Annotated in this window: 23 protein-coding genes; 13 read left to right on the top strand and 10 right to left on the bottom strand. The window is 49.3% G+C overall.

The window, feature by feature from the left end; all coding sequences use genetic code 11:
• The first annotated feature begins 32 nt into the window (after positions 1-32).
• From PJI16_06725 to PJI16_06705, 5 genes are all read left to right on the top strand, one after another.
• Complete coding sequence (locus PJI16_06725) at positions 33-2447, top strand: DNA topoisomerase 4 subunit A (GenBank protein ID MDT3777248.1); 2415 nt, start codon at positions 33-35, stop codon at positions 2445-2447.
• Positions 2448-2515: 68 nt separating this feature from the next.
• The gene (locus tag PJI16_06720; protein MDT3777247.1) at positions 2516-4459 is read left to right on the top strand and encodes a DNA topoisomerase IV subunit B; all 1944 of its coding nucleotides are present in this window, start codon (positions 2516-2518) and stop codon (positions 4457-4459) included.
• A gap of 99 nt (positions 4460-4558) precedes the next feature.
• On the top strand, positions 4559-6283 hold the full coding sequence (locus tag PJI16_06715) for a SagB/ThcOx family dehydrogenase (protein MDT3777246.1): 1725 nt from the start codon (positions 4559-4561) through the stop codon (positions 6281-6283).
• A 6-nt stretch (positions 6284-6289) separates the two neighbouring features.
• On the top strand, positions 6290-6892 hold the full coding sequence (locus tag PJI16_06710) for a DNA-3-methyladenine glycosylase (GenBank protein ID MDT3777245.1): 603 nt from the start codon (positions 6290-6292) through the stop codon (positions 6890-6892).
• Between the two features lie 293 nt (positions 6893-7185).
• Entirely contained in the window at positions 7186-7665 is a 480-nt protein-coding gene (locus tag PJI16_06705; GenBank protein MDT3777244.1) for a urate hydroxylase PuuD, read from the top strand.
• Between the two features lie 266 nt (positions 7666-7931).
• On the opposite strand, the gene PJI16_06700 is transcribed toward PJI16_06705, so the two are convergent.
• Entirely contained in the window at positions 7932-8168 is a 237-nt protein-coding gene (locus tag PJI16_06700) for an Lrp/AsnC ligand binding domain-containing protein (GenBank protein ID MDT3777243.1), read from the bottom strand.
• A gap of 258 nt (positions 8169-8426) precedes the next feature.
• On the opposite strand from PJI16_06700, the gene PJI16_06695 reads away from it, so the two are divergent.
• The 7 genes from PJI16_06695 (at position 8427) to PJI16_06665 (ending at position 13743) form a co-directional block, all read left to right on the top strand.
• Positions 8427-9362, top strand: a complete 936-nt coding sequence (locus PJI16_06695; protein ID MDT3777242.1) for a cobalamin-binding protein — start codon at positions 8427-8429, stop codon at positions 9360-9362.
• A 142-nt stretch (positions 9363-9504) separates the two neighbouring features.
• Positions 9505-10008: a transcriptional repressor gene (locus tag PJI16_06690; protein MDT3777241.1), complete on the top strand. Its 504-nt coding sequence runs from the start codon at positions 9505-9507 to the stop codon at positions 10006-10008.
• Complete coding sequence (locus PJI16_06685) at positions 9992-10420, top strand: rubrerythrin family protein (GenBank protein MDT3777240.1); 429 nt, start codon at positions 9992-9994, stop codon at positions 10418-10420. The genes PJI16_06690 and PJI16_06685 overlap by 17 nt, the downstream gene beginning before the upstream one ends.
• A 26-nt stretch (positions 10421-10446) precedes the next feature.
• A complete protein-coding gene (locus tag PJI16_06680; GenBank protein ID MDT3777239.1) occupies positions 10447-11787 on the top strand; it encodes a heterodisulfide reductase-related iron-sulfur binding cluster in 1341 nt (446 codons plus the stop codon).
• The gene (locus PJI16_06675) at positions 11784-12365 is read left to right on the top strand and encodes a DUF3501 family protein (protein MDT3777238.1); all 582 of its coding nucleotides are present in this window, start codon (positions 11784-11786) and stop codon (positions 12363-12365) included. Before PJI16_06680 ends, PJI16_06675 begins: the two co-directional genes overlap by 4 nt.
• Before the next feature lie 167 nt (positions 12366-12532).
• Positions 12533-12853 (top strand): iron-sulfur cluster insertion protein ErpA, encoded by a 321-nt coding sequence (gene erpA / locus PJI16_06670; GenBank protein MDT3777237.1) that lies wholly within the window; start codon positions 12533-12535, stop codon positions 12851-12853.
• Positions 12854-12948: 95 nt separating this feature from the next.
• Positions 12949-13743, top strand: coding sequence for a 6-carboxytetrahydropterin synthase (locus tag PJI16_06665; GenBank protein ID MDT3777236.1), 795 nt, complete (start codon positions 12949-12951; stop codon positions 13741-13743).
• A 134-nt stretch (positions 13744-13877) separates the two neighbouring features.
• On the opposite strand, the gene PJI16_06660 is transcribed toward PJI16_06665, so the two are convergent.
• Positions 13878-14261: a thioredoxin family protein gene (locus tag PJI16_06660; GenBank protein ID MDT3777235.1), complete on the bottom strand. Its 384-nt coding sequence runs from the start codon at positions 14259-14261 to the stop codon at positions 13878-13880.
• Between the two features lie 33 nt (positions 14262-14294).
• Positions 14295-14768: a peroxiredoxin gene (locus tag PJI16_06655; protein ID MDT3777234.1), complete on the bottom strand. Its 474-nt coding sequence runs from the start codon at positions 14766-14768 to the stop codon at positions 14295-14297.
• 393 nt (positions 14769-15161) lie between these two features.
• Between PJI16_06655 and PJI16_06650 the strand changes: the two genes are divergently transcribed.
• Complete coding sequence (locus PJI16_06650) at positions 15162-17561, top strand: PBP1A family penicillin-binding protein (GenBank protein ID MDT3777233.1); 2400 nt, start codon at positions 15162-15164, stop codon at positions 17559-17561.
• 41 nt (positions 17562-17602) lie between these two features.
• Here PJI16_06650 and iscX read toward each other — a convergent pair whose 3' ends face one another.
• The 7 genes from iscX to PJI16_06615 form a co-directional block, all read right to left on the bottom strand.
• A complete protein-coding gene (gene iscX / locus PJI16_06645) occupies positions 17603-17821 on the bottom strand; it encodes a Fe-S cluster assembly protein IscX (protein ID MDT3777232.1) in 219 nt (72 codons plus the stop codon).
• Between the two features lie 58 nt (positions 17822-17879).
• Complete coding sequence (gene dnaK / locus PJI16_06640; protein MDT3777231.1) at positions 17880-19697, bottom strand: molecular chaperone DnaK; 1818 nt, start codon at positions 19695-19697, stop codon at positions 17880-17882.
• A gap of 26 nt (positions 19698-19723) precedes the next feature.
• Entirely contained in the window at positions 19724-20446 is a 723-nt protein-coding gene (gene hscB, locus PJI16_06635; protein ID MDT3777230.1) for a Fe-S protein assembly co-chaperone HscB, read from the bottom strand.
• 84 nt (positions 20447-20530) lie between these two features.
• On the bottom strand, positions 20531-20884 hold the full coding sequence (locus tag PJI16_06630; protein MDT3777229.1) for an iron-sulfur cluster assembly accessory protein: 354 nt from the start codon (positions 20882-20884) through the stop codon (positions 20531-20533).
• 41 nt (positions 20885-20925) lie between these two features.
• Complete coding sequence (gene iscU, locus PJI16_06625; protein MDT3777228.1) at positions 20926-21342, bottom strand: Fe-S cluster assembly scaffold IscU; 417 nt, start codon at positions 21340-21342, stop codon at positions 20926-20928.
• A 78-nt stretch (positions 21343-21420) separates the two neighbouring features.
• On the bottom strand, positions 21421-22635 hold the full coding sequence (locus tag PJI16_06620; protein MDT3777227.1) for an IscS subfamily cysteine desulfurase: 1215 nt from the start codon (positions 22633-22635) through the stop codon (positions 21421-21423).
• Positions 22632-23117: an Rrf2 family transcriptional regulator gene (locus PJI16_06615; protein ID MDT3777226.1), complete on the bottom strand. Its 486-nt coding sequence runs from the start codon at positions 23115-23117 to the stop codon at positions 22632-22634. The genes PJI16_06620 and PJI16_06615 overlap by 4 nt, the downstream gene beginning before the upstream one ends.
• Positions 23118-23222 lie beyond the last annotated feature (105 nt).

Genomic DNA, 23222 nt, shown 5'->3' with positions numbered 1-23222 from the left:
AGACCCTCTGAGTTATCAAAGGATACGAACGTATGGCCAAACGAACCCGTTCAGGCACAGATTCTTCCAATAAGACCCCATCGGTGATCATTCCGGTTCCGTTGGATGAAACCACGCGACAACGCTATCTCAATTATGCCCTCTCGGTCATTACCTCTCGGGCCCTTCCGGATATCCGGGATGGATTGAAACCGGTGCAGCGACGCATTTTATTTTCCATGTTTCACAACCATCGCCTGGTGCCTGACCGGCCACCCATCAAGAGCGCCAAAGTTGTGGGGTCGGTCATCGGTGAATGGCATCCACATGGGGACGCGGCGGTCTATGACGCGATGGCGCGAATGGCCCAGCCCTGGTCATTGCGCAACACCCTGGTCGATGGCCATGGAAATTTTGGCAGCCAGGACGGAGACCGTCCTGCCGCCTATCGCTATACCGAAGCCCGTCTGACACCCCTCGCACTCGAACTCCTGAACGAACTGAATAAAAACACCGTCGACTTCCAACCCAATTACGATGGCAAGGCGGAAGAGCCGCTGGTCCTCCCCGCCCGCTTTCCCAATCTGTTGGTGAATGGATCCACAGGGATTGCCGTGGGCATGGCCACCAATATCCCTCCCCATAATCTAGGAGAGGTGATCCAGGCCGCAATTGCCTTGATTGCGAACCGGGACGCCTCTATTGCCGATCTCATGAAATACCTCAAAGGCCCGGACTTCCCGACTGGTGGGGAAATCCTGAACAACAAAACAGAAATCCGGGAAATGTATGAAACCGGACAGGGGTCGATCCGGCTTCGTGGAGAATATGAGGTCAAAGCTTTGGATCACGGGAAATCGGCCATTCTGATTACCTCCATTCCCTTTGCCGTCGATAAGTCCACGATTGTAGAACGGATCGGCGAATTAATTATCACCAAAAAGGTTCCGCAACTTGTGGATGTCCGGGATGAATCCACGACCGAAGTTCAAATTGCCCTTGAGACACAAAAAGATGCCGATCCCCATCTGGCGATGGCCTATCTCTTTAAACATACGCCACTGCAGAATAATTTTTCCGTCAATTTAACGTGCCTGGTTCCCGTACCCGGATCGACCGTGGCCCGTCCTGACTGCCTGAATCTCAAGCAGATGCTGGAACAGTTCATCGACTTTCGCTTTGTTACCGTCAAACGAAGATTCAGCTACGATTTGCAAGTCCTGGAAAAACGAATCCATATCCTGAATGGATTTAAACTCATCTTTGACGCCCTGGATCAGGTGCTCAAGATCATCCGGCAAAGTGAGGGCAAAGCCGATTCTGCGGAAAAACTCCAACAACGATTCGGATTGGAACCAATTCAAACCGACGCAATTCTGGAGACGCCCATTTATAAATTATCCCGGACCGAAATCAAGAAGATGCTGGATGAGCTGGCCGACAAGCTGCGCCAGGCCAAGGACCTCAAAGCACTGTTGGCTTCTAATAACAAATTATGGGATGTGGTGAAAAAAGAACTGGAGGAAGTCGCCACGGCATTTGGTGACAAACGTCGAACAAAAATAGGCCGGAAGCAAACAGAGGAAATTGAATTCGATCCGGACGCCTTCCGGGTCAAAGAAGATGCCGTGATCACCATTTCCACAGATGGATGGATCCGGCGGGTCGGCCTCATTAAAGATCTCTCCAAAGCTCGGGTTCGGGAAGGCGATCGAGTGATGACGATCTTAGGGGGAAGCACCCTTGAATCGGTGGTCTTCTTTTCCAATTATGGCAGCGCCTACTCTATCCGCATCGGCGATATCCCACCGGCTCGCAGTGGTTTTGGAGATCCGGCCCAAAAGCTTTTCAAATTCAAAGATGGCGAACGTATTATTGAGGGGCTGAGCTTCGATCCCCGAATGCGGGCAGCGGGACCGTCCTCCCTGACACCGTCAAAAGGTCGCGCACTGTCACTCTTCGACAGCAACCCAACCGGCCTTCACGGAGAGGCCATCGCCATGACCTCAAGCGGGATGGGGGTCAGATTTGAACTAGACACCTTCCAGGAGCCTTCGACCCGTCTTGGCCGAAAATTTTGTAAACTCAAGGAAGGGGAAGAAGTCGTCGGGGTCAGCCAGGTGACCGCTCCTCTGAAAAAAACCGTCGTGGCCGTCGTCTCGGCTCAAGGACGAGCCTTGCTCTGTCAGGCCGAGGAGGTCGCGCAACTGGCCGGACCCGGACGTGGAGTCATCGTTTTGAAATTAGACGGGGACGATACCGTGGTAGGATTTAGCTTATTGTCCTCAAAAGAAGAGGAACTGGTGCTTATAAAAGAAGACGGGGGAACCCTTTCCGTCTCTCTTCGCAAGTACCAGGTGGTTGGGCGTGGAGGAAAAGGGCATCCCTTGTTTAGGCGGGGTCGCCTGACCGGCATGGTTCCAGCTGAATTAACCGTTCCGATCTTCCAATCAGAAGGTGCCCCTTAGCTTCCAGGTGAATTTTACAAAGACCCTGTTGACCTTTTTCATTCTCATTCACTCACGAGGATTCGTTCATGGGTAAAACATATGATGCCAGTGACATCTTGGTGCTGGAGGGTATTGAACCCGTCCGACGCCGCCCTGCGATGTATATCGGAGGCACCGATAAGACGGGGCTGCACCATTTAGTCTGGGAAATTCTGGATAACGCCATCGATGAAGTCATCAATGGCTACGCCACTCACATCATCGTGGAATTGGATAAATCCCGTGAAGGTCTCCGCATCACCGACAACGGTCGTGGCATTCCGGTGGATAAACATCCCAAACACAAAAAGTCGGCATTGGAAATTATTATGACGACCTTACATGCCGGAGGTAAGTTTGATACGGGAAGTTACATCCATTCCGGGGGCTTGCATGGGGTCGGCGCTTCGGTCGTGAATGCCCTGTCCCGTCACTTGGAAGTTCAGGTCAAACGTGAGGGCAAGGAATGGGAACAGACGTATCAAGCAGGTGTGCCCCAAGGTCCCGTCAAAGCCTTGGGTAATGCCCGAGGAACCGGGACCTCGGTCTATTTTCGTCCCGATCCAAAAATCTTTGGCAAAACGATTCAATTCGACCCTGCCGTGTTGCAGGAAACGCTGGATGCCAAGGCCTATCTGCACAAAGGGCTTAAGCTCACGTTTAAAGATGGCACCACCGGAGAAACTCATCTGTTCCATCACGAACAGGGAATCCAGGAATACTTGCGAAAATTAGTGGCGGATCGCGGTCGAAAAACGACAGTCGATTTCGTCTTTTACCTGGAACGCCAATTAAAAAATGGCTCGCCAGGCCCTCAAGGAACATCGCAGAGTCTGAGTATGGAAGTGGCCTTGCAATGGACCGATGAACCCGCCGAATTTGTCAAAAGTTACGTCAATGGCGTGGCAACCCCCAATGGTGGCACGCATGAAATGGGATTACGTGGCGGCATCGTGAAGGCTGCACGCAACTATATCGACACCCATAATCTTACGCCCAAAGGCCTGTCCCTCCAAGCCGAAGACATTCGCGAGGGCATGGCGGCCGTCTTGAGCGTGCTTGTCCTCCACCCGCAGTTTCAGGGTCAAACGAAGGAACGGCTCAATAATCCGGAAGTGCAGGCACAAGTGGATAGTCTGATTCGACCGGCCTTTGAAACCTATCTCAACGAAAATCAAAGCATTGCCGAAACCCTCGTGGGTCGTATGTTGCTGGCGGCCAGAGCCCGTGAGGCTTCACGTGAAGCCTCCAAAGCCGTGATGCGAAAGTCGGCCATCAGCCATCGTCTCAATCTTCCGGGAAAACTGGCCGACTGCCAGAGCACGGATCCAACCATCAGCGAACTGTTTATCGTCGAGGGCGACTCCGCAGGCGGGACAGCCAAACAAGGTCGTGACTTAAAAAATCAAGCCATTCTTCCCATTCGGGGAAAGGTGCTGAATACGGAAGAACTCACGCTGGCCAAAGTGGTGGAAAATAAAGAGCTGGCCGATGTCGTAAAAGTCCTGGGCTGTGGGGTCGGCAAAGACTTTGATCTCAAAAAACTCCGGTACCATAAAATCATCCTGTTGATGGATGCCGATATTGACGGCTATCACATCAGCACACTGTTACTGACGTTTTTCTTCCGGCACATGCCTGATCTCATCCGGCAAGGCCATGTCTACATTGCTCAACCACCTCTTTACCGAATTGAAATCGGGAAAGAAGTCCACTGGGCCGGCACCGACGAAGAAAAGGAACGCATCGTAGGCGGGGCGCGAAGCAATGCCAATCCGACCATCAGCCGCTTTAAAGGGTTAGGAGAAATGTTTCCTCAACAGCTTAAAGTCACTACCTTACACCCCGACACGCGTCGTTTACTCAAAGTCGAACTGTTAGATGAACTGCACACCGACCGGACCTTTCAAGATTTGATGGGCAAACGCACAGAGGCCCGATACGAATTTCTCATGGCCAACGCCGGGTTGGCTGACAATCTGGACGTGTAGACCCCTCCCGCCTAAATAGACCTGGTTCTAAAGCCGACCCGCCGAGGCGGGACAGGCCTTCTTGTTCCACTCCCCTCTCACGGTGCTACACTTGCCTTTATGAAGACCGACATCGCCCAACAGGAAGCCAGAACTGCTCTTGATCGCGTTAAGCACTACCATGAGCAGACCAAACATGAGTTCAACCGGTACGCCCGCTCGTTAGGACATTTAGATTGGGCGAATCAGCCCAACCCCTTTCGCCGATTCGAAGGCGCTCCGCTCATCGCGCTTCCTCATCTTACACTCGACGAAGACCCGCTTTCGCCAGCCTATGAGTCTCTCTTTTATCCACATTCGATCCCTTCACAACCCATGACCCTCAACACCCTCTCTCGCTTCTTCGAATATGGGTTATCACTCACGGCGTGGAAAGCTTACAACGGAACCAGCTGGGCATTACGAAGTAATCCTTCCAGCGGCAACCTCCACCCCACGGAGGGGTATCTCTTCACAGGTTCCCTGCCTCACCTTTTAGTGGAACCAGGGCTGTACCACTATGCTCCGAAGGAACATGCCCTTGAACACCGTTGGGCTCTTCCTCCTGAACTCGCCCAATCGATACTCCAAGGCATGCCTTCTGAGGGATTTCTGGTAGGCCTCACGTCTATTCATTGGCGGGAAGCATGGAAATATGGAGAGCGGGCCTTTCGATACTGCCAACATGATATGGGCCATGCCATTGGCACGTTGCGAATTGCCGCGGCCACCTTAGGCTGGAATTTGTTGGTGTTGAGTGGCACGACGGACGAGACGATTGCACGGCTCTTGGGTTTGACTCGAAAACAGGACTTCCACCAGGCCGAACCAGAATTCCCGGAACTATTGGCGGCCGTCTGGCCAGGAAACCTTCAACCCCCTCCCACTCTGAATCTGGCATTCCACGAAATCGATGATGCAATGCTGTCATCAGGGGAGTGGAAAGGCACGGCAAACCGTTTGAGCAAAGATGAGCCGGTTTTGTGGGAAATAATCGATTCCGTCTCAGACGCGTCCTGGAAATCGACCCAAGAACCCGAACGCATGACCTTTCATTCCCCAACTGCCCCTATGAACGAACGAGAAGAATTTGAACCCGAACCCTTGGCAGGGCAGATCATCCATCAACGACGGAGCGCCGTCTCATTTGACGGACGAACCGGCCTCTCCGCCGATCGTTTTTTCACCATGTTGCAACGGATTATGCCAAGTGGGGGCTTGCCTCTTCCGGATCGCCCCATGCCCTGGGATGCCATTCCCTGGGAACCCACGATTCACCTCTTTTTGTTCATTCACCGCATAGACGGGCTCTCACCGGGTCTGTATTGGCTCAACCGAAGTCCGAACCACCGGGACATCTCGTCTTTTAAAAGCGCGATGCATGAGCAGTTTGTCTGGTCGACTCCTGAAGCATGCCCACGCGATCTTCCGCTCTATCTGCTAGAAGAAGGCAACGCCCAAAACCTGGCCAAACAACTCAGTTGCGGACAGGACATTGCAGGTGACAGTGCGTTCGCTCTCGGAATGGTGGCAGAATTCGATGACAGCTTAGACACGTTCGGCCCGTGGTTTTACAAACGGTTGTTTTGGGAAGCCGGGCTGATCGGCCAGGTGCTCTATTTGGAGGCCGAAGCGGCTGGAATCCGGTCAACGGGGATCGGCTGTTTTTTTGATGATCCGGTGCATCGGGTGCTCGGCGTTCATCCTCAAACCAAGTGGCAATCGCTCTATCATTTCACGGTTGGCGGACCACTTGACGATGGACGGTTGACCACTCTGCCGCCCTACGGCCCTCATGTCACCTAATTCCCTATGACCGCAAAGCTTCCAAACCCCTTATTACGAGATTTTTATGAACGACCGACGTTGAAGGTCGCCAAGGAATTGCTGGGGAAAGTACTGATTAAGCAGGCTCCAACCGGTACGATTCAGACTAAAATTGTGGATACGGAAGCCTATGTCGGACCCAAAGATAAAGCCTGTCATGCCTCCAAAGGTCGAACGAAACGTACAGAAATCATGTTTGGCCCGGCTGGCTTCACCTATGTGTATCTGATTTATGGAATGTACCACTGTCTCAATATCGTGACCGAACAGGAAGAATATCCTGCCGCAGTCTTAATTCGAGGACTGGAAATCCTGGGCAAAGATCATTCGCCGGATTTGCCCCGACGCATCGACGGTCCTGGTCGGGTCTGCCGATTTCTAGAAATTGATCGTACCCATAACGGATTGGATGCCACCATCGGCACCACGCTTTGGATCGAAAACCACGGTCTGGCCGTCTCGCCAAAACAGATTCAGACTCTGCCTCGAATTGGCGTGGACTATGCGGGAGAATGGGCAAAGAAACTGTGGCGGTTCTGTCTACCGGCTTCTACTCCACCAAAGACGCGTCGGAACATCCAAAAGTGAAGGATTGCGAATCCTTTTGTCAGATATCTTGAACAAGATAGCCGGTCTACGTTACGCTATGGCACCAGATAGTTGTTGGCTACATTCCGTACGCCACATGACACAACCCGCTTCTCATTTCTACGAACAATAAAGGAGGAAGACAATGGGCAATCCGCTCGATACGATCTCTGGCACCATCATTGCTGGCTTTGTATTGACCGTGGTCCTGTACGGCCTGGTCAAAATGCTGGTGTGACACCTCTCACCTCCGACAATTAAATTAATCAACCTAACGAATACGAGGACATTTTATGGAAAGTTTATTAGCGTGGGGACATTTCCTCGCGGGCATTACCTGGATTGGAATTCTCTATTACTTTAATTTCATCCAAGTGCCATTTCTCAAAGCCGTCACACCCGAAACCAAAGCTGAAGCCTTTAAACACCTGGTGCCCAATGCACTCTGGTGGTTTCGCTGGGGAGCCCTGTTTACCTGGATATTTGGCGCCGCCTTACTGATGAATCAGCATCGGATGGGAAGTGCCTTTATGCTGCAGGGACAGGATGCCGTGATCGGCATGGGCGCCTGGCTGGGTACGATCATGTTGCTGAATGTGTGGGGAATCATTTGGCCCAATCAGAAGAAAGTCCTTGGGCTCAAGGAAGCCACACCCGAAGAAAAAGCCAAGGCCGGGCGGATGGCTCTATTGGCGTCACGCACCAATACCCTACTGTCCATACCTATGCTATTTTTCATGGCCAATTCCGGCCATGCATCCGGTTTGTTCTGATCTCAATATTTCATTTCATATCGAATCGGAATCACGACAAAAGCCGGGGTCAAAAGACCCCGGCTTTTTCTTTACAGCATCCTTTTCTCTCTCGTTCTCTCTCGGCCTAACAGAAGCGCCTGGATGGATGGTAAATACGAGGAAGCAACTGGCCACAATCTGGAGCATAGGTGTTCTCCATCTCATCCAGAATCCTCAGTTCGTCCTGGGCTCTTGGTCCTACCCCTTGAGTCGTCCCCCGCTTCTACCGCAAGGATAAAGAAAAACTAATCCTGGACGACGATGTGGGTGTCAGTTTCTTCCACTCCAGGGATTGTGTGGATTTTGGCCATGATGAGGTTGGACAGTGCGCGGTCATCAGGCGCATTGACCAGACCAAAGATATCCGGCTGACCGAAACAGGCATGAGCTTGTTCCACGCCAGAAAGGGCTTTGAGGGTCTCTAATACGTCTTGGACTTTTCCTGCTTTGACTTTCATGAGAATATACGCTTTGGCTGCCATACATACCTCCTTGATAAATGCAGATCAGATTTCTGTGATCAATAGCGATTTTGATTTTGGTATACACAAGACATGATCGATATTGTTTTGCCGGATCATGGTGAATGTACCTTTGTACCATAGATGGAAGGTAGCTTCCATTCTCTTCCGGCTCCCTCCCGAACAGCACAAGCAAACAAAAAGATGTTGCGGATGCCCTGCCCTCCTCAGGTAGGATGAGCAATTATTCCTCCCCATCCTATTCTCCTTCAAGGAAATATTGTGTCTTCTCGAATTGTGTCGTTGATTCCTAGCGGAACAGAAATGGTCTGCACATTGGGCTGCCGCGCTCAGCTTGTCGGCCGGTCACACGAATGCGATTTTCCTTCTGACATTACCCAACTGCCTGTTTGTACTCAAGCCACGGTGAATGCTGAGGGAACAAGCCAAGCTATCCATGCCCAGGTTTCGGAACGTCTTCAGACAGCCCTTTCCTTGTATGAGGTCCTGGTCGACCAGATGCAAAACTTACAACCGGATGTCATCGTCACCCAGACCCAATGTGAGGTGTGTGCAGTGAGTGCGAATGAGGTGCAGCGGGCCCTTCACGACTTAGTTGGGTCGTCACCCACATTGATTTCCTTGAGCGCACAGGACTTATCAGGGGTTTGGGACGATCTGACCAGAGTGGCGGAAGGATTAGGACAGCAAGCTGCCGGGCAGGAATTTATGAAACAGGCCCACCAACGCATGGGCGACATTGCCGAATATTCCCAACAACAACTGACTCCCCCCACTGTCGCCTGCATCGAATGGATGGAACCGCTGATGGCTGCCGGCAACTGGGTACCCGAACTGGTTCATCTGGCCGGAGGTCAATCGGTCTTTGGACAGCAGGGGAAACATGCCCCCTGGATAACCTGGGAAGCCTTGGTGGACTCGGATCCGGATTTCCTGGTTTTGATGCCGTGTGGGTTTTCAATGGCTCGCATTCAAGAAGAAATGCCGGTCATGACATCCCATCCTTTTTGGCCACAGTTACGAGCGGTGCAAAATCAGAAGGTGTACCTGACAGATGGGAACCAGTTTTTCAACCGTCCGGGACCGCGCCTGGTTGAATCCCTTGAAATTTTGGCTGAGATCCTTCATCCCACCCATTTTCAGTTTGGACACGAAGGCCAAGGATGGCGACAGTGGGTTCCTAAAGAACGTTAACTATCTCTAAGGCACGACTCACCGAAGTACGGACCCTCCCAATATCATCTTGGCTTTGCTTGCTCCAATGCAGTCGGCGGACTTCGGTTGACCCATTCGTGAGATCTTTGTTAAATAGTAATTATTCTTAAATAGGAATAGAATGGATATTTCTTTTAATGACATCAAGCAGAAATTCCAGGGCTGCGGATTGAAAACGACTCCGCAGCGAACGGCCATTTACGACGCGCTCCTCCGCAGTACTGCGCATCCGACAGCGGAAGATCTCTTTACCCAAGTCGCTCCGCAATTTCCCATGATGTCTCTGAACACCGTCTACTACACCCTTGGGGTCTTACGTACCTCCGGCTTGATCCATGAAGTCAATATTGGCCATACCCGGGCTCGATTTGATGCCAACCTGTCTCCCCATCACCATTTGATTTGTGTGGAGTGCCAAGCCATTGTCGATGTCATGGATCCCCGATTAAATCGCCTGACCTCCCCGGCCGGCATTCCCAAAGATTTTGAAATTACCAGTTATCAAGTCGCCTTCCGTGGATATTGCGGCTCCTGTCGCCGCCACCGCGGGCGCTCAATCAACCATTCATCATCGGGGTTACACCCCACAACCGTTAAAGGAGGACTCCATGGGAAAAGCTCTTAAAGGCACGAAGAGCCATGAAAACTTAAAAGCGGCGTTTGCCGGCGAATCGCAAGCGAATCGGCGCTATTTATATTTCGCCCGACGCGCGGATATTGAAGGCTATACCGATATCGGCGGTCTCTTTCGTGATACCTCGGAAGCTGAAACCGGGCATGCGTTTGGGCACTTGGACTTTTTGAAAGAAGTCGGTGATCCTGCCACCGGCGTGCCGATTGGCAACACCGAAGCCAATTTGAAAGCGTCGATTGAAGGTGAGACCTATGAATACACCCAGATGTATCCCGGTATGGCGAAAACCGCTCGGGATGAAGGCCTTGAGGAACTTGCCGAATGGTTTGAAACATTGGCTAAAGCGGAACGATCCCATGCGAACCGGTTCACGAAAGGGCTGGAAACTCTGAAACAGGGCTGATAATTTCGGCATTATGACGCATGGCGGTGGCTGATGAAAAAGGTTGCCGCCCTGCAATCAGTCTTCCAAAGCCTTTTCAAGCGACGTCACAACCTGTGCCAAAATTTGACCTTATCACGCCCGGCTGGACGCGGTCTCAGCTCGAAACCGAGACCCGACGGATCTTCGATGTCTGTGACGGATGTCGACGATGCTTTAACTTATGTCCGTCGTTCAATACGCTTATTGACCGGATTGATGAGTATGAGAGCGACTCAACAAAATTCACCCCACAGGATTTCACAAAGGTTGAACAGGAATGCTATTACTGCAAACTCTGTTTCAACCATTGTCCTTATTCTCCGCCCCATCAATATGATTTGGATTTCCCCCGGCTCATGGCTGCCTGGAAAAAGCAGCGGACGGCTGAAGGTGGCGCCACATGGCGTGACAAACTCCTGATCCAAACCGATTTAATCGGAAAGTTGGGCAGCCTGACCGCCCCGCTAACCAATTGGGCCCTTCGCACCCCTTGGCTTCGTAGTCTGGCTGAACGTATGGTGGGCGTGCACAAAAACCGTCAGGTCCTTCCGTTTCAATCCCAGACCTTCACCCAATGGTGGAACCAGCGGAAGCCGGCTCCCGCATCCCGCAGCCAGGGAAAAGTGGCCTTCTTCCCAAGCTGCCTGGTGACATATCAGGTGACTGATATCGGGAAGGCCACAGTGCAAATTTTAGAGAAAAATGGCATTGAGGTCGTGGTGCCCCCTGACCAGCAGTGCTGTGGGATGCCACGGTTTGACTTGGGTGATACCGATGGAATGGCCAAGATTGCCGAGTCTCAATATCGACTCTTTGCGCCCTATCTCGATCAGGGATATGACATCGTCGTGCCAGCTCCCAGTTGTAGCCTGATGTTCAAACGGGAATACCCTTACCTCAAACCCACACCTGAAATGAAGCACTTGAGTGAGCGCACGTTTGATCTTTGTGAATATTTAATGCGGCTCAAACGGGAAGGCAAGCTTTCCCTTGATTTCCAGTTCAATCCTGGACGCGTGGCCTATCAAATTCCCTGTCATTTACGTGATCAGAATATCGGCTTCAAATCAAAAGAATTGTTGGAGCTGACCGGGGCCACGGTTCATCTGATCGAAAAATGTTCCGGCCATGATGGAGCCTGGAGTGCCAAGACTGAATTTTTTGATCTCTCAATGAAAATCGCCAAAAAAGCTGTGCGAGAAATTCAAGAGGAGCCTTTCGACGTCGTCGCCTCCGATTGCCCTCTGTCGGCCCTACAACTGGACCAGGCGCTTCAAACTGCACCAACGCAATCGACCCTTCACCCTATTCAAGTCGTTCGTAACGCCTATGGATTAACACCATGAACCTGCTCACACCACAAGACCTCCTCTCAGCCGCTCAATATGAAGAAAATCGTGCCGACATTCGGCAACGAATTATTACGCTTAAAAAACGGCGCCGTATTTCTGTAGGGGAACTCGTGACACTCGTGTTTGAGAATCGTGAAACCCTGCTATTTCAAATACAAGAAATGATTCGAATAGAGCGAATCTTTGATCCCGGAAAAATTCAGGAAGAATGTGACGTGTACAATGCTTTGCTACCAGGTCGTGATGAATTGAGCGCCACACTGTTTATCGAAATCACCGATTCCGAAAAAATTCAATCGATGCTGGATTCTTTTCAGAATATTGACCAGTCCGATACCGTGGGCCTCAAGGTTGGGGATACCTCAGTTTTTGCAAATTTTGAGGCTGGGCATAGCAAGGAAGATAAAATCAGTGCCGTGCATTTTGTACGATTTTCCACCACCCAAACCTTTCGAGACCTCTTGGCCCAGGATGAAGTCCCTGCCTTTCTGACTATCCTCCACCCTCAATATCGCACAGAAGCCCCAGTTCCTCAGGAGTTGAGGCAGGAATGGCTAAAAGATCTTGAGTGATGCATCATTTACTCTTCATGATTCCGCAACCTCTCAGTCCTTCTATAAATTGACAAGAATAAAAGTCGTGCTTTAAGATGTAAGCTCAATGTTGAACTCCTTTCAACCGATTGAAAGGAAAGATGAAGCTACAAAAAATGTGTGATTAAAAGGAGGATACAACAACTATGGTAACGATTACTGAGATTGCAGAGCAGAAAATTAAGGAACTGATTAAAGAAGAAGAAAATTCCGTCGGCTTGCGCATTTACGTCAAAGGCGGCGGCTGCAGCGGCTATCAATATGGAATGTCGTTTGAAGATAAAACCAGCGACGATGACACCATCATTGAAAAAGGCGACGTGAAGGTCATTGTGGATTCCCAGAGCGCCCCAATGCTCAGCGGCGCAGAAGTCGATTACGTGGATAGTCTGCAAGGGTCGGGATTTGCCATTAAAAATCCTCAAGCGAAGTCCACCTGTGGATGTGGAAGCTCGTTCTCGACCTAAAAAATATTCTCTCAGACCCCTAACCAATTAGGGCTGGACTTGGACTCCCATAGGCAACCAAGCTCCAGCCCTTTTCTTTTTTATAGAGGTTCCCCATGCCTAAAGCGACCCTCACCAAACGCCTAGAGTTTTGCTCCTCCCACCGCTACCACAACCCTCAATGGGACGACGCAAAAAACCGTGCCGTTTTTGATCTCTGTAATAATGTGAATACCCATGGCCATAATTATTTATTGGAAGTCACCTTGCGTGGGGACATCGATCCTGTCACAGGAATGATCATCAATTTATATGATTTAAAAAACATTTTAAATGCGGTTCTGGAACAATTTGATCATAAAAACTTAAATCTTGATACTCCCTATTTTTCTGAACGAATTCCCACAACCGAAAATTTTGCAATTATCCTATGGCACATTTTAGAAAAGCATCCAGACCTTCCTAATCCAGATGCACTTCGTCTTTACGAAGACGAAACCCTCTACGCTGAAGTGAACGCGAGCTTCATGGATGGAGATCTCCAATCCTCCCAAAGAGATTCGGCCTTAATCGCTCGACGCTATGCATTTTCTGCAGTGCATCAACTCAGGACGAGTAATCCCCAAGGACATGATTATGATCTGTGGATTGCCATCAAAGGCCTAATTTCCCCAGACACAGGGCAGGTTATGAATTTAGACACTGTGGATCAAATCGTCAGAACCCATGTCATTACAAGGTTTGACCAACGAAATCTGAGCCAGGATCAGGCCTTTGCCAACATCCCCGTTACAGATTCCGCGCTTGCAAAAGTCATCTGGGAAACACTGGTGCCCCACTTCGAAGCACCACCTCTCTATCGAGTCTCCGTGAGCCAGCAACCAGGCGCTGTGGCTGTTTATTCTGTATAGCTCTGAATCTCAAAACCCTTCAACACATTCAAAGACCTGTCGCTGGGGAAAATCGGTATATTCTGCTGGTCAAAATGAAACCTCTGCCAGCCAGGTGTGGAATATGGATCAATATAGATCCACCAAAACAGAATCTAGGTTTGAATAGAGAAAGATTGTCGAATCAAGCTGGCAAGTTCGGCGGGTTCTAGTTTGCCCTCTTTGGTGAGCACAAGCATTCCATTGGAAAAGAAATGGGTGGTGGGATACGTTTCAAATTGATGCCGCTTTTTAATGGCGCGGCATCGTCCCGGAACATGCATTTTGGCTTTTCCAAATCGCACATTCGTAAACTGTTGGGCGATTTCAGCCAGAACAGGATCATACGCCTTACAAGGTTCACAAGTCGCAATGCCATAAGCCACAATCGCAGCCGAAGCCTCGGTAAACCCTTCGTAATTGTCGTCGCTTACATCTTCAACAATACCGGACATCACAGCCTCGCGATCAAAGATTTCAGACCGAAGGAGTAGGTTCAAGAACCAACTCCTTCGGTTTGAACATCCTCAGGATTAATTTAACTTTTTCAACGCTTCCAAAATTTCTTTGTCGTCACGAGCGGTTTTGATATCCTGAACCTTCGCATAGGCCACTTTTCCATTTTTATCCACAATCACCGTAGCCCGCTTTGAGCAATTCAACGGCTCAAAATATAATCCATACGCCTTAGACACCGTCCGATGCATATCGGCGAGTAATTGATGCTTGAGATCTAAGGAATCAGCCCAAGCTTTGTGGGAAAAAAAGCTATCACAGCTTACACCAAAAATTTCGGCATTGACCGATCCGAAGTTTGGAAAATCATCGGTTAAACATTTGTTTTCTCCTGTACAGACAGGGCTCCAATCCAGAGGATAAAATGCCAGAACCACGTTCTTCTTTCCACGATAGTCGCTGAGTTTAATATCCTTTTGATCTTGGTCTTTTAATGTAAAATCCGGGGCCACGTCTCCCACTTTAACTTCTGCGGCAACATCTGTAGACATAATTTCTCTCCTTCGTTGTAATAGAAATGCTGAAAATTCACTTGACCTTTGGTGGTACCATGGGGTGAAAAAGTTTGTCAATCTGGCAGAAGACCTACAGGATTGTCCATTTAGCCCCAAACCTACATTCCATTCCAGACCAGTTTGTCAAATAAGAGGGCTGTGAGCATTGAATTCTTCTATCTTCCTTCCGCCCTATTTTTCACACTTCCAAACCCAACATCTTTTGGATAGGCCATGGCCACCAATTGCCATCTGCAGGAAACAGATATTGATCTTGTGTTTTCGTCTATCTCGGGGTATCGTAAATAAAAGGCCAGTGAAACTTTCTTCCTCATTGATACCATCCAAAATCTTTCCTATCTCTAGGCCGTTTTTGGTTACTTATTCTCTATGAGTAAATCCCGGACGTTCTTTTCCCAGCTACGCGGCTGGTCCTGGCTTCGAATTACCATAGTCACCACGTTTCTAGCCTTGTGTATCGGGATAGGAGGCATTGCGGGAATTCTCTGGATTGCGACTCGTGATCTTCCTACGTTTGACTCCTTCCAAGACTACCATCCCAGTTTAGTATCAAGAGTCTATGCAGAAAACGGTGAAATCATTGGGCAATTTTTCATCGAACGTCGTCTGTATACCCCTATCGATAAAATCCCTCAAGCCTTCACACAAGCCGTGATTGCAACGGAGGATACTCGCTTTTTTGAGCACCCTGGACTAGACATTATCGGCATCGGGCGGGCGGCTTGGACTAATATGAAAAAAGGTGGTCGTTTCCAAGGGGCGAGCACCATTACCCAACAATTAGCCCGAGCCCTTTTTCTTTCTCCGGAACGAACGTATCAGCGAAAAATCAAAGAGCTCATTCTTGCGGTAAAAATGGAATGGGTGCTGACCAAAGAGCAAATCTTAGAAATGTACCTAAACCAAATTTATTTTGGTCACGGTGCCTATGGAGTGGCAGCAGCCGCCTTAACCTATTTTGATAAAAATGTCTCCGATCTAACTCTTCCTGAATCAGCCTTTTTGGCTGGCCTTCCTAAAGCCCCGAACACCTATTCTCCCTATCGGAATCCAGATCTGGCCAAATCGCGGAAAGAATTGGTTTTGGGTCGTATGGTAGAAGCAGGGTATATCACCAACGAGGATGCGCAAGCGGCCATGGCCACAACCCTATCCTACCGCCATCAGTCCATTGAACCGATCGCCGCCTATTTCCTGGAAGAGGTCCGTCAGCACCTGGTGGATCGGTACGGAGAAACCCTCGTGTATAGGGGTGGGCTACGAATCTACACCACTTTAAATATTCCCATGCAAAAAAGCGCGGAGGAGGCCGTTCGCACAGGTCTCCGTCAATTAGATAAACGGCAAGGCTGGCGCGGACCAATTGAACATATTGCCTTTTCCAAAGATTTTACGCCTCCGGATACCTTTCCGGAACTACAGAGTCCAAAGGCAGCTCTTGTCCATGGCCTCTACCGAGCCCTCGTGACCGACGTGACTAAAAAATCTGCTCAAGTCTTGATTGGAAATACCTATAAAGGCTCTATTCTTTTCGAGGATATGCGCTGGGCTCAACGGCGATTGGAGAAAAATGGGGACGTTGGAACGGCGGTCGTCCGTGATAAAGCCTCACCACTCCAACTTCTGAAGGTGGGGGATATTATTGAAGTCGCTCCCAAAAACGGCACTGTCGAGTCTGGGGAATTTATCTTAGAGCAAACTCCAATTGTGGAAGGCGCCCTTATCGCCTTGGATCCCAGGACTGGTGCTGTTCAAGCCATGGTGGGAGGATATGATTTTACTCGGAGTCAGTTTAATCGAGCAGTGGTTGCACGTCGACAACCCGGCTCAGCATTCAAGCCACTCATTTATGCTTCGGCACTCCAACAGGGCCTGACACCGGCAACCCTAATTCTTGATGCCCCCGTGGTGTATGAAGACGAGGATTTAGACCGGATTTGGAAACCAGAAAATTATGAAAAACGATTTTTTGGGACAATTACCCTACGTGAAGCGTTGCGCCATTCCCGTAATGCCGCAACCGTGAGATTGCTTGAACAAATTGGAGTTCCCGAAGTCGTCAATATCGCCAGCAACCTCGGAATTCGAAGTCCACTCAGCCAGGACCTCTCCCTGGCCTTAGGATCTTCCAGCGTGACCCTCCAAGAAATCACCTCTGCCTATGGCGTCTTCGCGGATCAGGGATTGTGGCTTGAACCTTACCTGATTACGCATGCAAAGAACCTCAACGGGGAGATCTTAGAACAGCATCTGTTCGAACCTCAACAGGCGATGACCAAGGAAAACGCCTACTTGATCACCAATATGCTCATGGATGTCATTCAAAGCGGAACAGGAAGACTCGCCAAATCTATTGGGCGGCCATTGGCAGGAAAAACGGGAACCACCAATAGTTATAACGATGCGTGGTTTGTCGGGTATGCTCCGAATTTGGCGACGGGAGTATGGGTGGGTTTTGATGGGGTTCGGACACTGGGCAGATTGGAATCCGGAGCACATGCGGCCCTCCCAATTTGGACCCGGTTTATGGATCAAGCACTTCTCAACTCACCCGTTATGACCTTTCCCATCCCTAGTGATATTCAATTCGCACAGATCGACACCACGACTGGTGATTTGCCATCAAAGAACAGTCGAAACATCAGTACGGAAGTTTTTCGTAAAGGGACGGAACCAGGAAAAGCGGCTCCTCAGAAAGCGAACCCTATGGATTTTTTTGAGTTCGACCGGTTGAACTCGGAGTCCACCAACCAGCTTACCCCATTTTAATTGAACTCTTCGGCAGGACGAATGCAAAGCATTTCGCACTCTCAGGACTGGGCGTCCTGAAACTCTTCATACCAGGCCATTTGGATGGCCTCCAGTTTTTTTTCATTGGACGTTTTAGGATCGTCTTTGAATTCAGGAAGAGCAACCACCCACGCATGCAAATCCGTAAACCTGACGGTTAACGGATCAAGGTCAGGATGTTCTTCCTGCAGCCGAATAGCAATATCTTCGGTATCACCCCACATGAATTCCTGAGCCATACGTTCTTCCCCTTGGATTAATGAATTTTTCCCTGCGGACAGTCTCCCAATTGAGGGATTATTTAATGATATCAGATAATTTCTTACTTTCGAGAGCTTCTTTCAACGTGGCATCCATCAACACTTCGGCCAAATGGTGAGTCGTCTTTTCAGCCTCAGCAATTTTCGCACGAATCACACGATGATCCTCTCCCTCTTTGACTTCACCAAGCTGCTGCAAAATCCGGCGGATGCTTTCAGTTTCCTTGTCATTAATTAAATTCGTTGCGCGCACCAGAGCCTTTTCGGTTGCCACAATGATCGCATTGGCTTCATTTCGGGCTTCAATAATCTGACGGGCTTTGATGTCTTCTGTGGCAAATTGGAAAGAATCCCGAATCATGCCTTCCACCTCGTCGTCGGTCAGTCCATGGGAAGGCTTCACCTGAACCGACTGAGCCTCACCTGTCCGTATATCCCTGGCCGTCACGTGTAGGATCCCATTGGCATCAATGAGAAAATTGACTTCCACACGAGGCACCCCTGCCGGCAAAGGTGGAAGCTTTAATTGGAAACGGGCCAAACTTCGATTATCTTTGACCAATTCCCGTTCTCCCTGGAGGATATGAATATCCACAGAGGTTTGCCCATCGACATAGGTGGTAAACATTTCCTTTGCACTGGTTGGAATCGTGGTATTTCGACGGATCAGCGCACTCATGACCCCACCCATTGTTTCGATTCCCAATGACAAGGGAGTAACGTCCAGTAACAACAGATCCGTGGTATGCCCCCCTAAAATATCCGCTTGCACAGCCGCCCCCAACGCGACGACCTCATCAGGATTAAGTTCAGAGTGAGGCTTTTTGTCAAAAAGTTCTTCCACTTTTCGCCAGACCAGCGGCATGCGAGTATTCCCGCCGACCAGGACCACTTCATCAATTTGATTAGCATGTAATCCAGCGTCTTTGAGCGCGCTTCGACAGGGAGCAAGAGTACGTTCCACCAAATCCATGGTTAACGCTTCCATGTCCTCCCGTGTCCACGTCTTTTCATATTTCCCATCGGGAAGCTCAATGACAGCCTTCGTGTGCGTTTCATCAGACAGCCGAACTTTGACGCGTTCCGCCTCAAGCCGAACGGTTTGCATCAAATCGAGAGACTCGCCAATATCCAAGCCCTGAATTCTTAAAATTTCATCAACCATGACATCAACGAGCCGTTGATCGAAATCATCTCCCCCTAAATGAGTATCCCCATTCGTGGCCAGGACTTCAAAGATCCCGTCCTTTAATTTGAGGATAGAGATATCGAACGTTCCCCCGCCTAAATCATAGATCGCAATCAGCCCTTGTGTTTTTTTCTGTAGGCCATAGGCCAGCGAAGCGGCTGTCGGCTCATTAATGATTCGCAAAACTTCCATCCCGGCAATCAGCCCGGCATCTTTGGTGGCCTGTCGTTGACTATCATTGAAATACGCCGGGACCGTGATCACGGCCTTGGAGATGTCTTCTTTTAAATATTCCTCGGCCCGCCGCTTTAATTCCTTCAAAATCATGGCAGACACTTGAGGCGGAGAATAGGTCTTATCTCCAACTTCAATGCGAATCACTCCGTTTTTTTCATGAAGCTGATAGGGAAAATACTTCAACTCGTCCTTCACATCGTCTAACCCCTTTCCCATAAACCGCTTCACGGAATAAATGGTACGGGAAGGGTCACGAATCAAATGGGCTTTTGCGGGTTCCCCCACGATCAACCCATTATCCGTTAACCCCACGATGGATGGGACTTTGGTCTGCCCGTCCGGACCTGGAATGACATGAGGCCCTTCTTGATCCATAAAGGCAACCAGCGAGTTTGTCGTTCCTAAATCAATGCCAACAATACGACCCACAACATATTCCTTTTTAATGATGACGGTTAGCCCGTCGTTTCCAGCAAATCGTCAACCATATTCCGCACGTATGTTCGATTAGAGAGAATTTCCTGCATACCCCGCAACAGAGTATTTTTCTTTTCACGGGTTTGGCTCGAATCAGGGGGTTCTCCCTGCAACTGATCCCATTCCGTGAACTTATGCTGCAGGGATTTTTCCATTTCGGCTTGTCGTTTTTCCAGACCTTCCCGTTCGTCCTGCAACTTTGTCCGAAGCACCTCAAGTTCCGATGACGTGCCATTGGGGGCCAATTGACGGAAGGTTTCCAAATCCTCTTGTAACTCAAGAACTTCTTCAAACAGATCAGCAGGGGGATTCGATCGAATATCTTTTACTGCTCCAGCCTCTAAGCGGATTAAATATTCGGCCCGTTGAATAGGATCTTTGAGTATCCGATAACCGGTATTCAAAAACGCCGAATTTCCCAAACTAATGGCTTTTTCCGATTCATCTTTGGTCGAATAAAAATCCGGATGAAAAGTACGACTTAATTCATAAAAAGTCTGCTCCAACTGTTGTTCATCAATATTCAACAAACGAGGCAGTTGAAAGCAGGAAAAATAATCCAAGTCTTTCGAAAGTGGCTGAACTTTGACACACTGGCCACAGAGGTATTCTCCCGTGACTTCGGATTGGCAGTGCCAGCACATACTGCGCGCCATCGGAAGTTCGCGGGGTTTTGTCGTGGCTTGCTGTTGGGGTTCCATGATATCCGGCTCTGACGACTCGGGCACGGGGAACAGCCCCATGCCCGAGTGGATACGTCACTATGTGGTTGAATGAGATTGATCTTACGCTGAAAACGACTCTCCGCACCCACAGGTTTTGGTGGCATTGGGATTAATAAATTTAAAGGCTCCACTCACCATGTCCTTTTGATAATCCAGGGTCATGCCTTGAAGATAAATAGCGCTTTTTGCATCGACGATCACTTTCACGCCATCCACCTCGGTAACGGTATCAAACTCCCCGATCTTGTCATCGAAGTTGACGGTATAGCTCAATCCTGAACAACCGCCACCCTTCACTCCCAACCGAAGACCTCCTTCAGTAATTCCCTGAAGGTCCAATAACCGTTTGACCTCTTTCAACGCCTCATCGGTCATGGCAACCGTTGAATTGCTTTCCGTAGTTTTTGTTTCCATCACCAATTCTCCCTACAACAAATCGTAAACAGGTCCCAAAGCTAGGATGAAGTAGTGGCTGCTTCCGGCTTGGGTTTTTTCTCTCCAGCTTTTTTCTGATAATCCCCCAAGGCCGCTTTAATGGCATCTTCCGCCAACACGGAACAATGGATTTTGACGGGTGGAAGATTTAATTCATGAACAATATCCGTATTTTTAATCTTTTGAGCATCTTCTAGGGTTTTCCCTTTGAGCCATTCGGTCGCCAAACTGGAACTGGCAATGGCCGAACCACAGCCAAACGTCTTGAACTTGGCATCCACAATGGTGTCGTTTTCGACTTTAATTTGAAGTTTCATCACATCGCCACATTCCGGGGCTCCAACAACCCCTGTTCCGACATCGTCGGCATCTTTTTGAAAACTTCCCACATTACGGGGATTGTTGTAATGATCAATGACTTTTTCACTATAGGCCATGGACTATCCCTCCCTTTGTTGTATGGTATGACATGGTATTTTTTAAAACTCTTTTGACTATTTCTTCAATTGTAGCAATTAATGAGCTGCCCATTGAACACTTTTCAAATCCACCCCTTCCTTGGCCATCTCATAAAGCGGGGACATTTCTCGAAGGTGCGTCACAGCCTTGATCATTCGATCAATGGTGTATTCCACCTCCTCATCGGTATTAAACCGACCGAGCCCAAAGCGGATCGATGAATGAGCCAAATCCGATCCAACTCCTAGGGCACGCAACACGTAGGACGGCTCAAGCGTAGCCGAAGTACAAGCCGAACCGGAAGACAACGCAATTTCTTTGACCCCCATGAGCAACGCCTCTCCTTCAACATACGCAAAACTAATATTGAGATTATTCGGCAACCGTTCCGTTGGGTGCCCGTTTAAATAGACCTCATCCATCTTACTCATAATGCCTTCTTGAAGGCGATCACGCATCTTGGCCATACGAACAGACTCCGAAGACATCTCCTGCTCGCATAGTTCGCACGCTTTTCCAAATCCAATTATGAGCGGCACAGGCAAGGTTCCCGATCGCATACCCCGCTCATGCCCCCCGCCATACATCATCGCCTCCAACCTCACTCTTGGCGCCTTACGTCTGACATATAAGGCTCCTACGCCCTTTGGACCATAAATCTTATGGGCGGTAAAGGACATCAGATCAATACCCATTTCCTGAACATTCACAGGAATTTTTCCCACTCCTTGCGTTGCATCACAGTGGAAGAGGACGCCTTTTTCTTTAGCAACTTTTCCGATTGCCGCCACAGGATTGATCGTACCGATCTCATTGTTGGCCATCATAATCGATATTAAAATCGTCTGATCGGTAATGGCATTACGTACGTCATCCGGGCTCACCATGCCTGCTTTATCAACAGGGAGGAAAGTGACCTTGACGCCCTTCTTTTCCAGATATTTCGCCGTATCAATCACCGCCCGGTGTTCCGTCGAACCTGTAATAATATGATTCCCTTTTTCCCGGTACATTTCGACTACGCCCTGTAAGGCCAGATTATCCGATTCCGTTGCTCCACTGGTAAAGATAAGTTCTTTGGCATCGGCGTGAATAAGATGCGCAATCTGCTTTCTGGCCACTTCCACAGCCTCTTCCGCTTCCCAACCGAAACTGTGATTCCGGCTGGCCGCATTCCCGAATTTCTCGGTGAAGTAGGGGAGCATCGCTTCAAGTACCCGAGGATCGCAGGGGGTCGTTGAATGATTATCCAAATATATAGGCAACTTCATAATTGAACTCCTTTTGTTTTACGAGATTCCACAATGATTAAGGGGGGCTCGGCCATCATATCTTCAATAGACATGCTATTGAGTAAATGAAAAATGCTTTCTTGTACGCGCAACAGAGGTGTCCGGATATTGCAATGCTCTATTTGTTCACAGGGAGCATGTTCATCTTTTTCATGGTAACAATCGGCAATCCCAAGTGGCCCTTCAATCGCTTCCAGCACCTGGGCAATAGAGATCTCCCGTGGCTCACGGACCAAGAGATAGCCTCCCTTGGGTCCATTTTGACTTTCCACCATGTCATATTTGGCCAGGGTCTGAAGCACTTTGGCTAACAGTTCCAATGGGATATGATGCTCCTCAGCAATTTCTTTGGTATTGACTATCCTATTAGGATTAAAAGGACTGGTTTCCCCAGATCGGACCATGGCCATATATTGAAGAGCCATCAGGGCATAATCTGCTTTTTTCGAAAGCTTCAGCATAATTAAGTATTAATATTGGTAAATTTCAATTAGCCATAATACCGACTTATATGATCGGACTTAACATAGCATTGACCTCTTTGGTCAGTCAAGACTAAAATGGTC

Origin of the sequence: Nitrospira sp. MA-1 (genome assembly GCA_032139905.1) — a bacterium.
In the GTDB taxonomy this organism is placed as follows: domain Bacteria; phylum Nitrospirota; class Nitrospiria; order Nitrospirales; family UBA8639; genus Nitrospira_E.
This window is presented reverse-complemented; position numbering and strand designations above follow the sequence as displayed.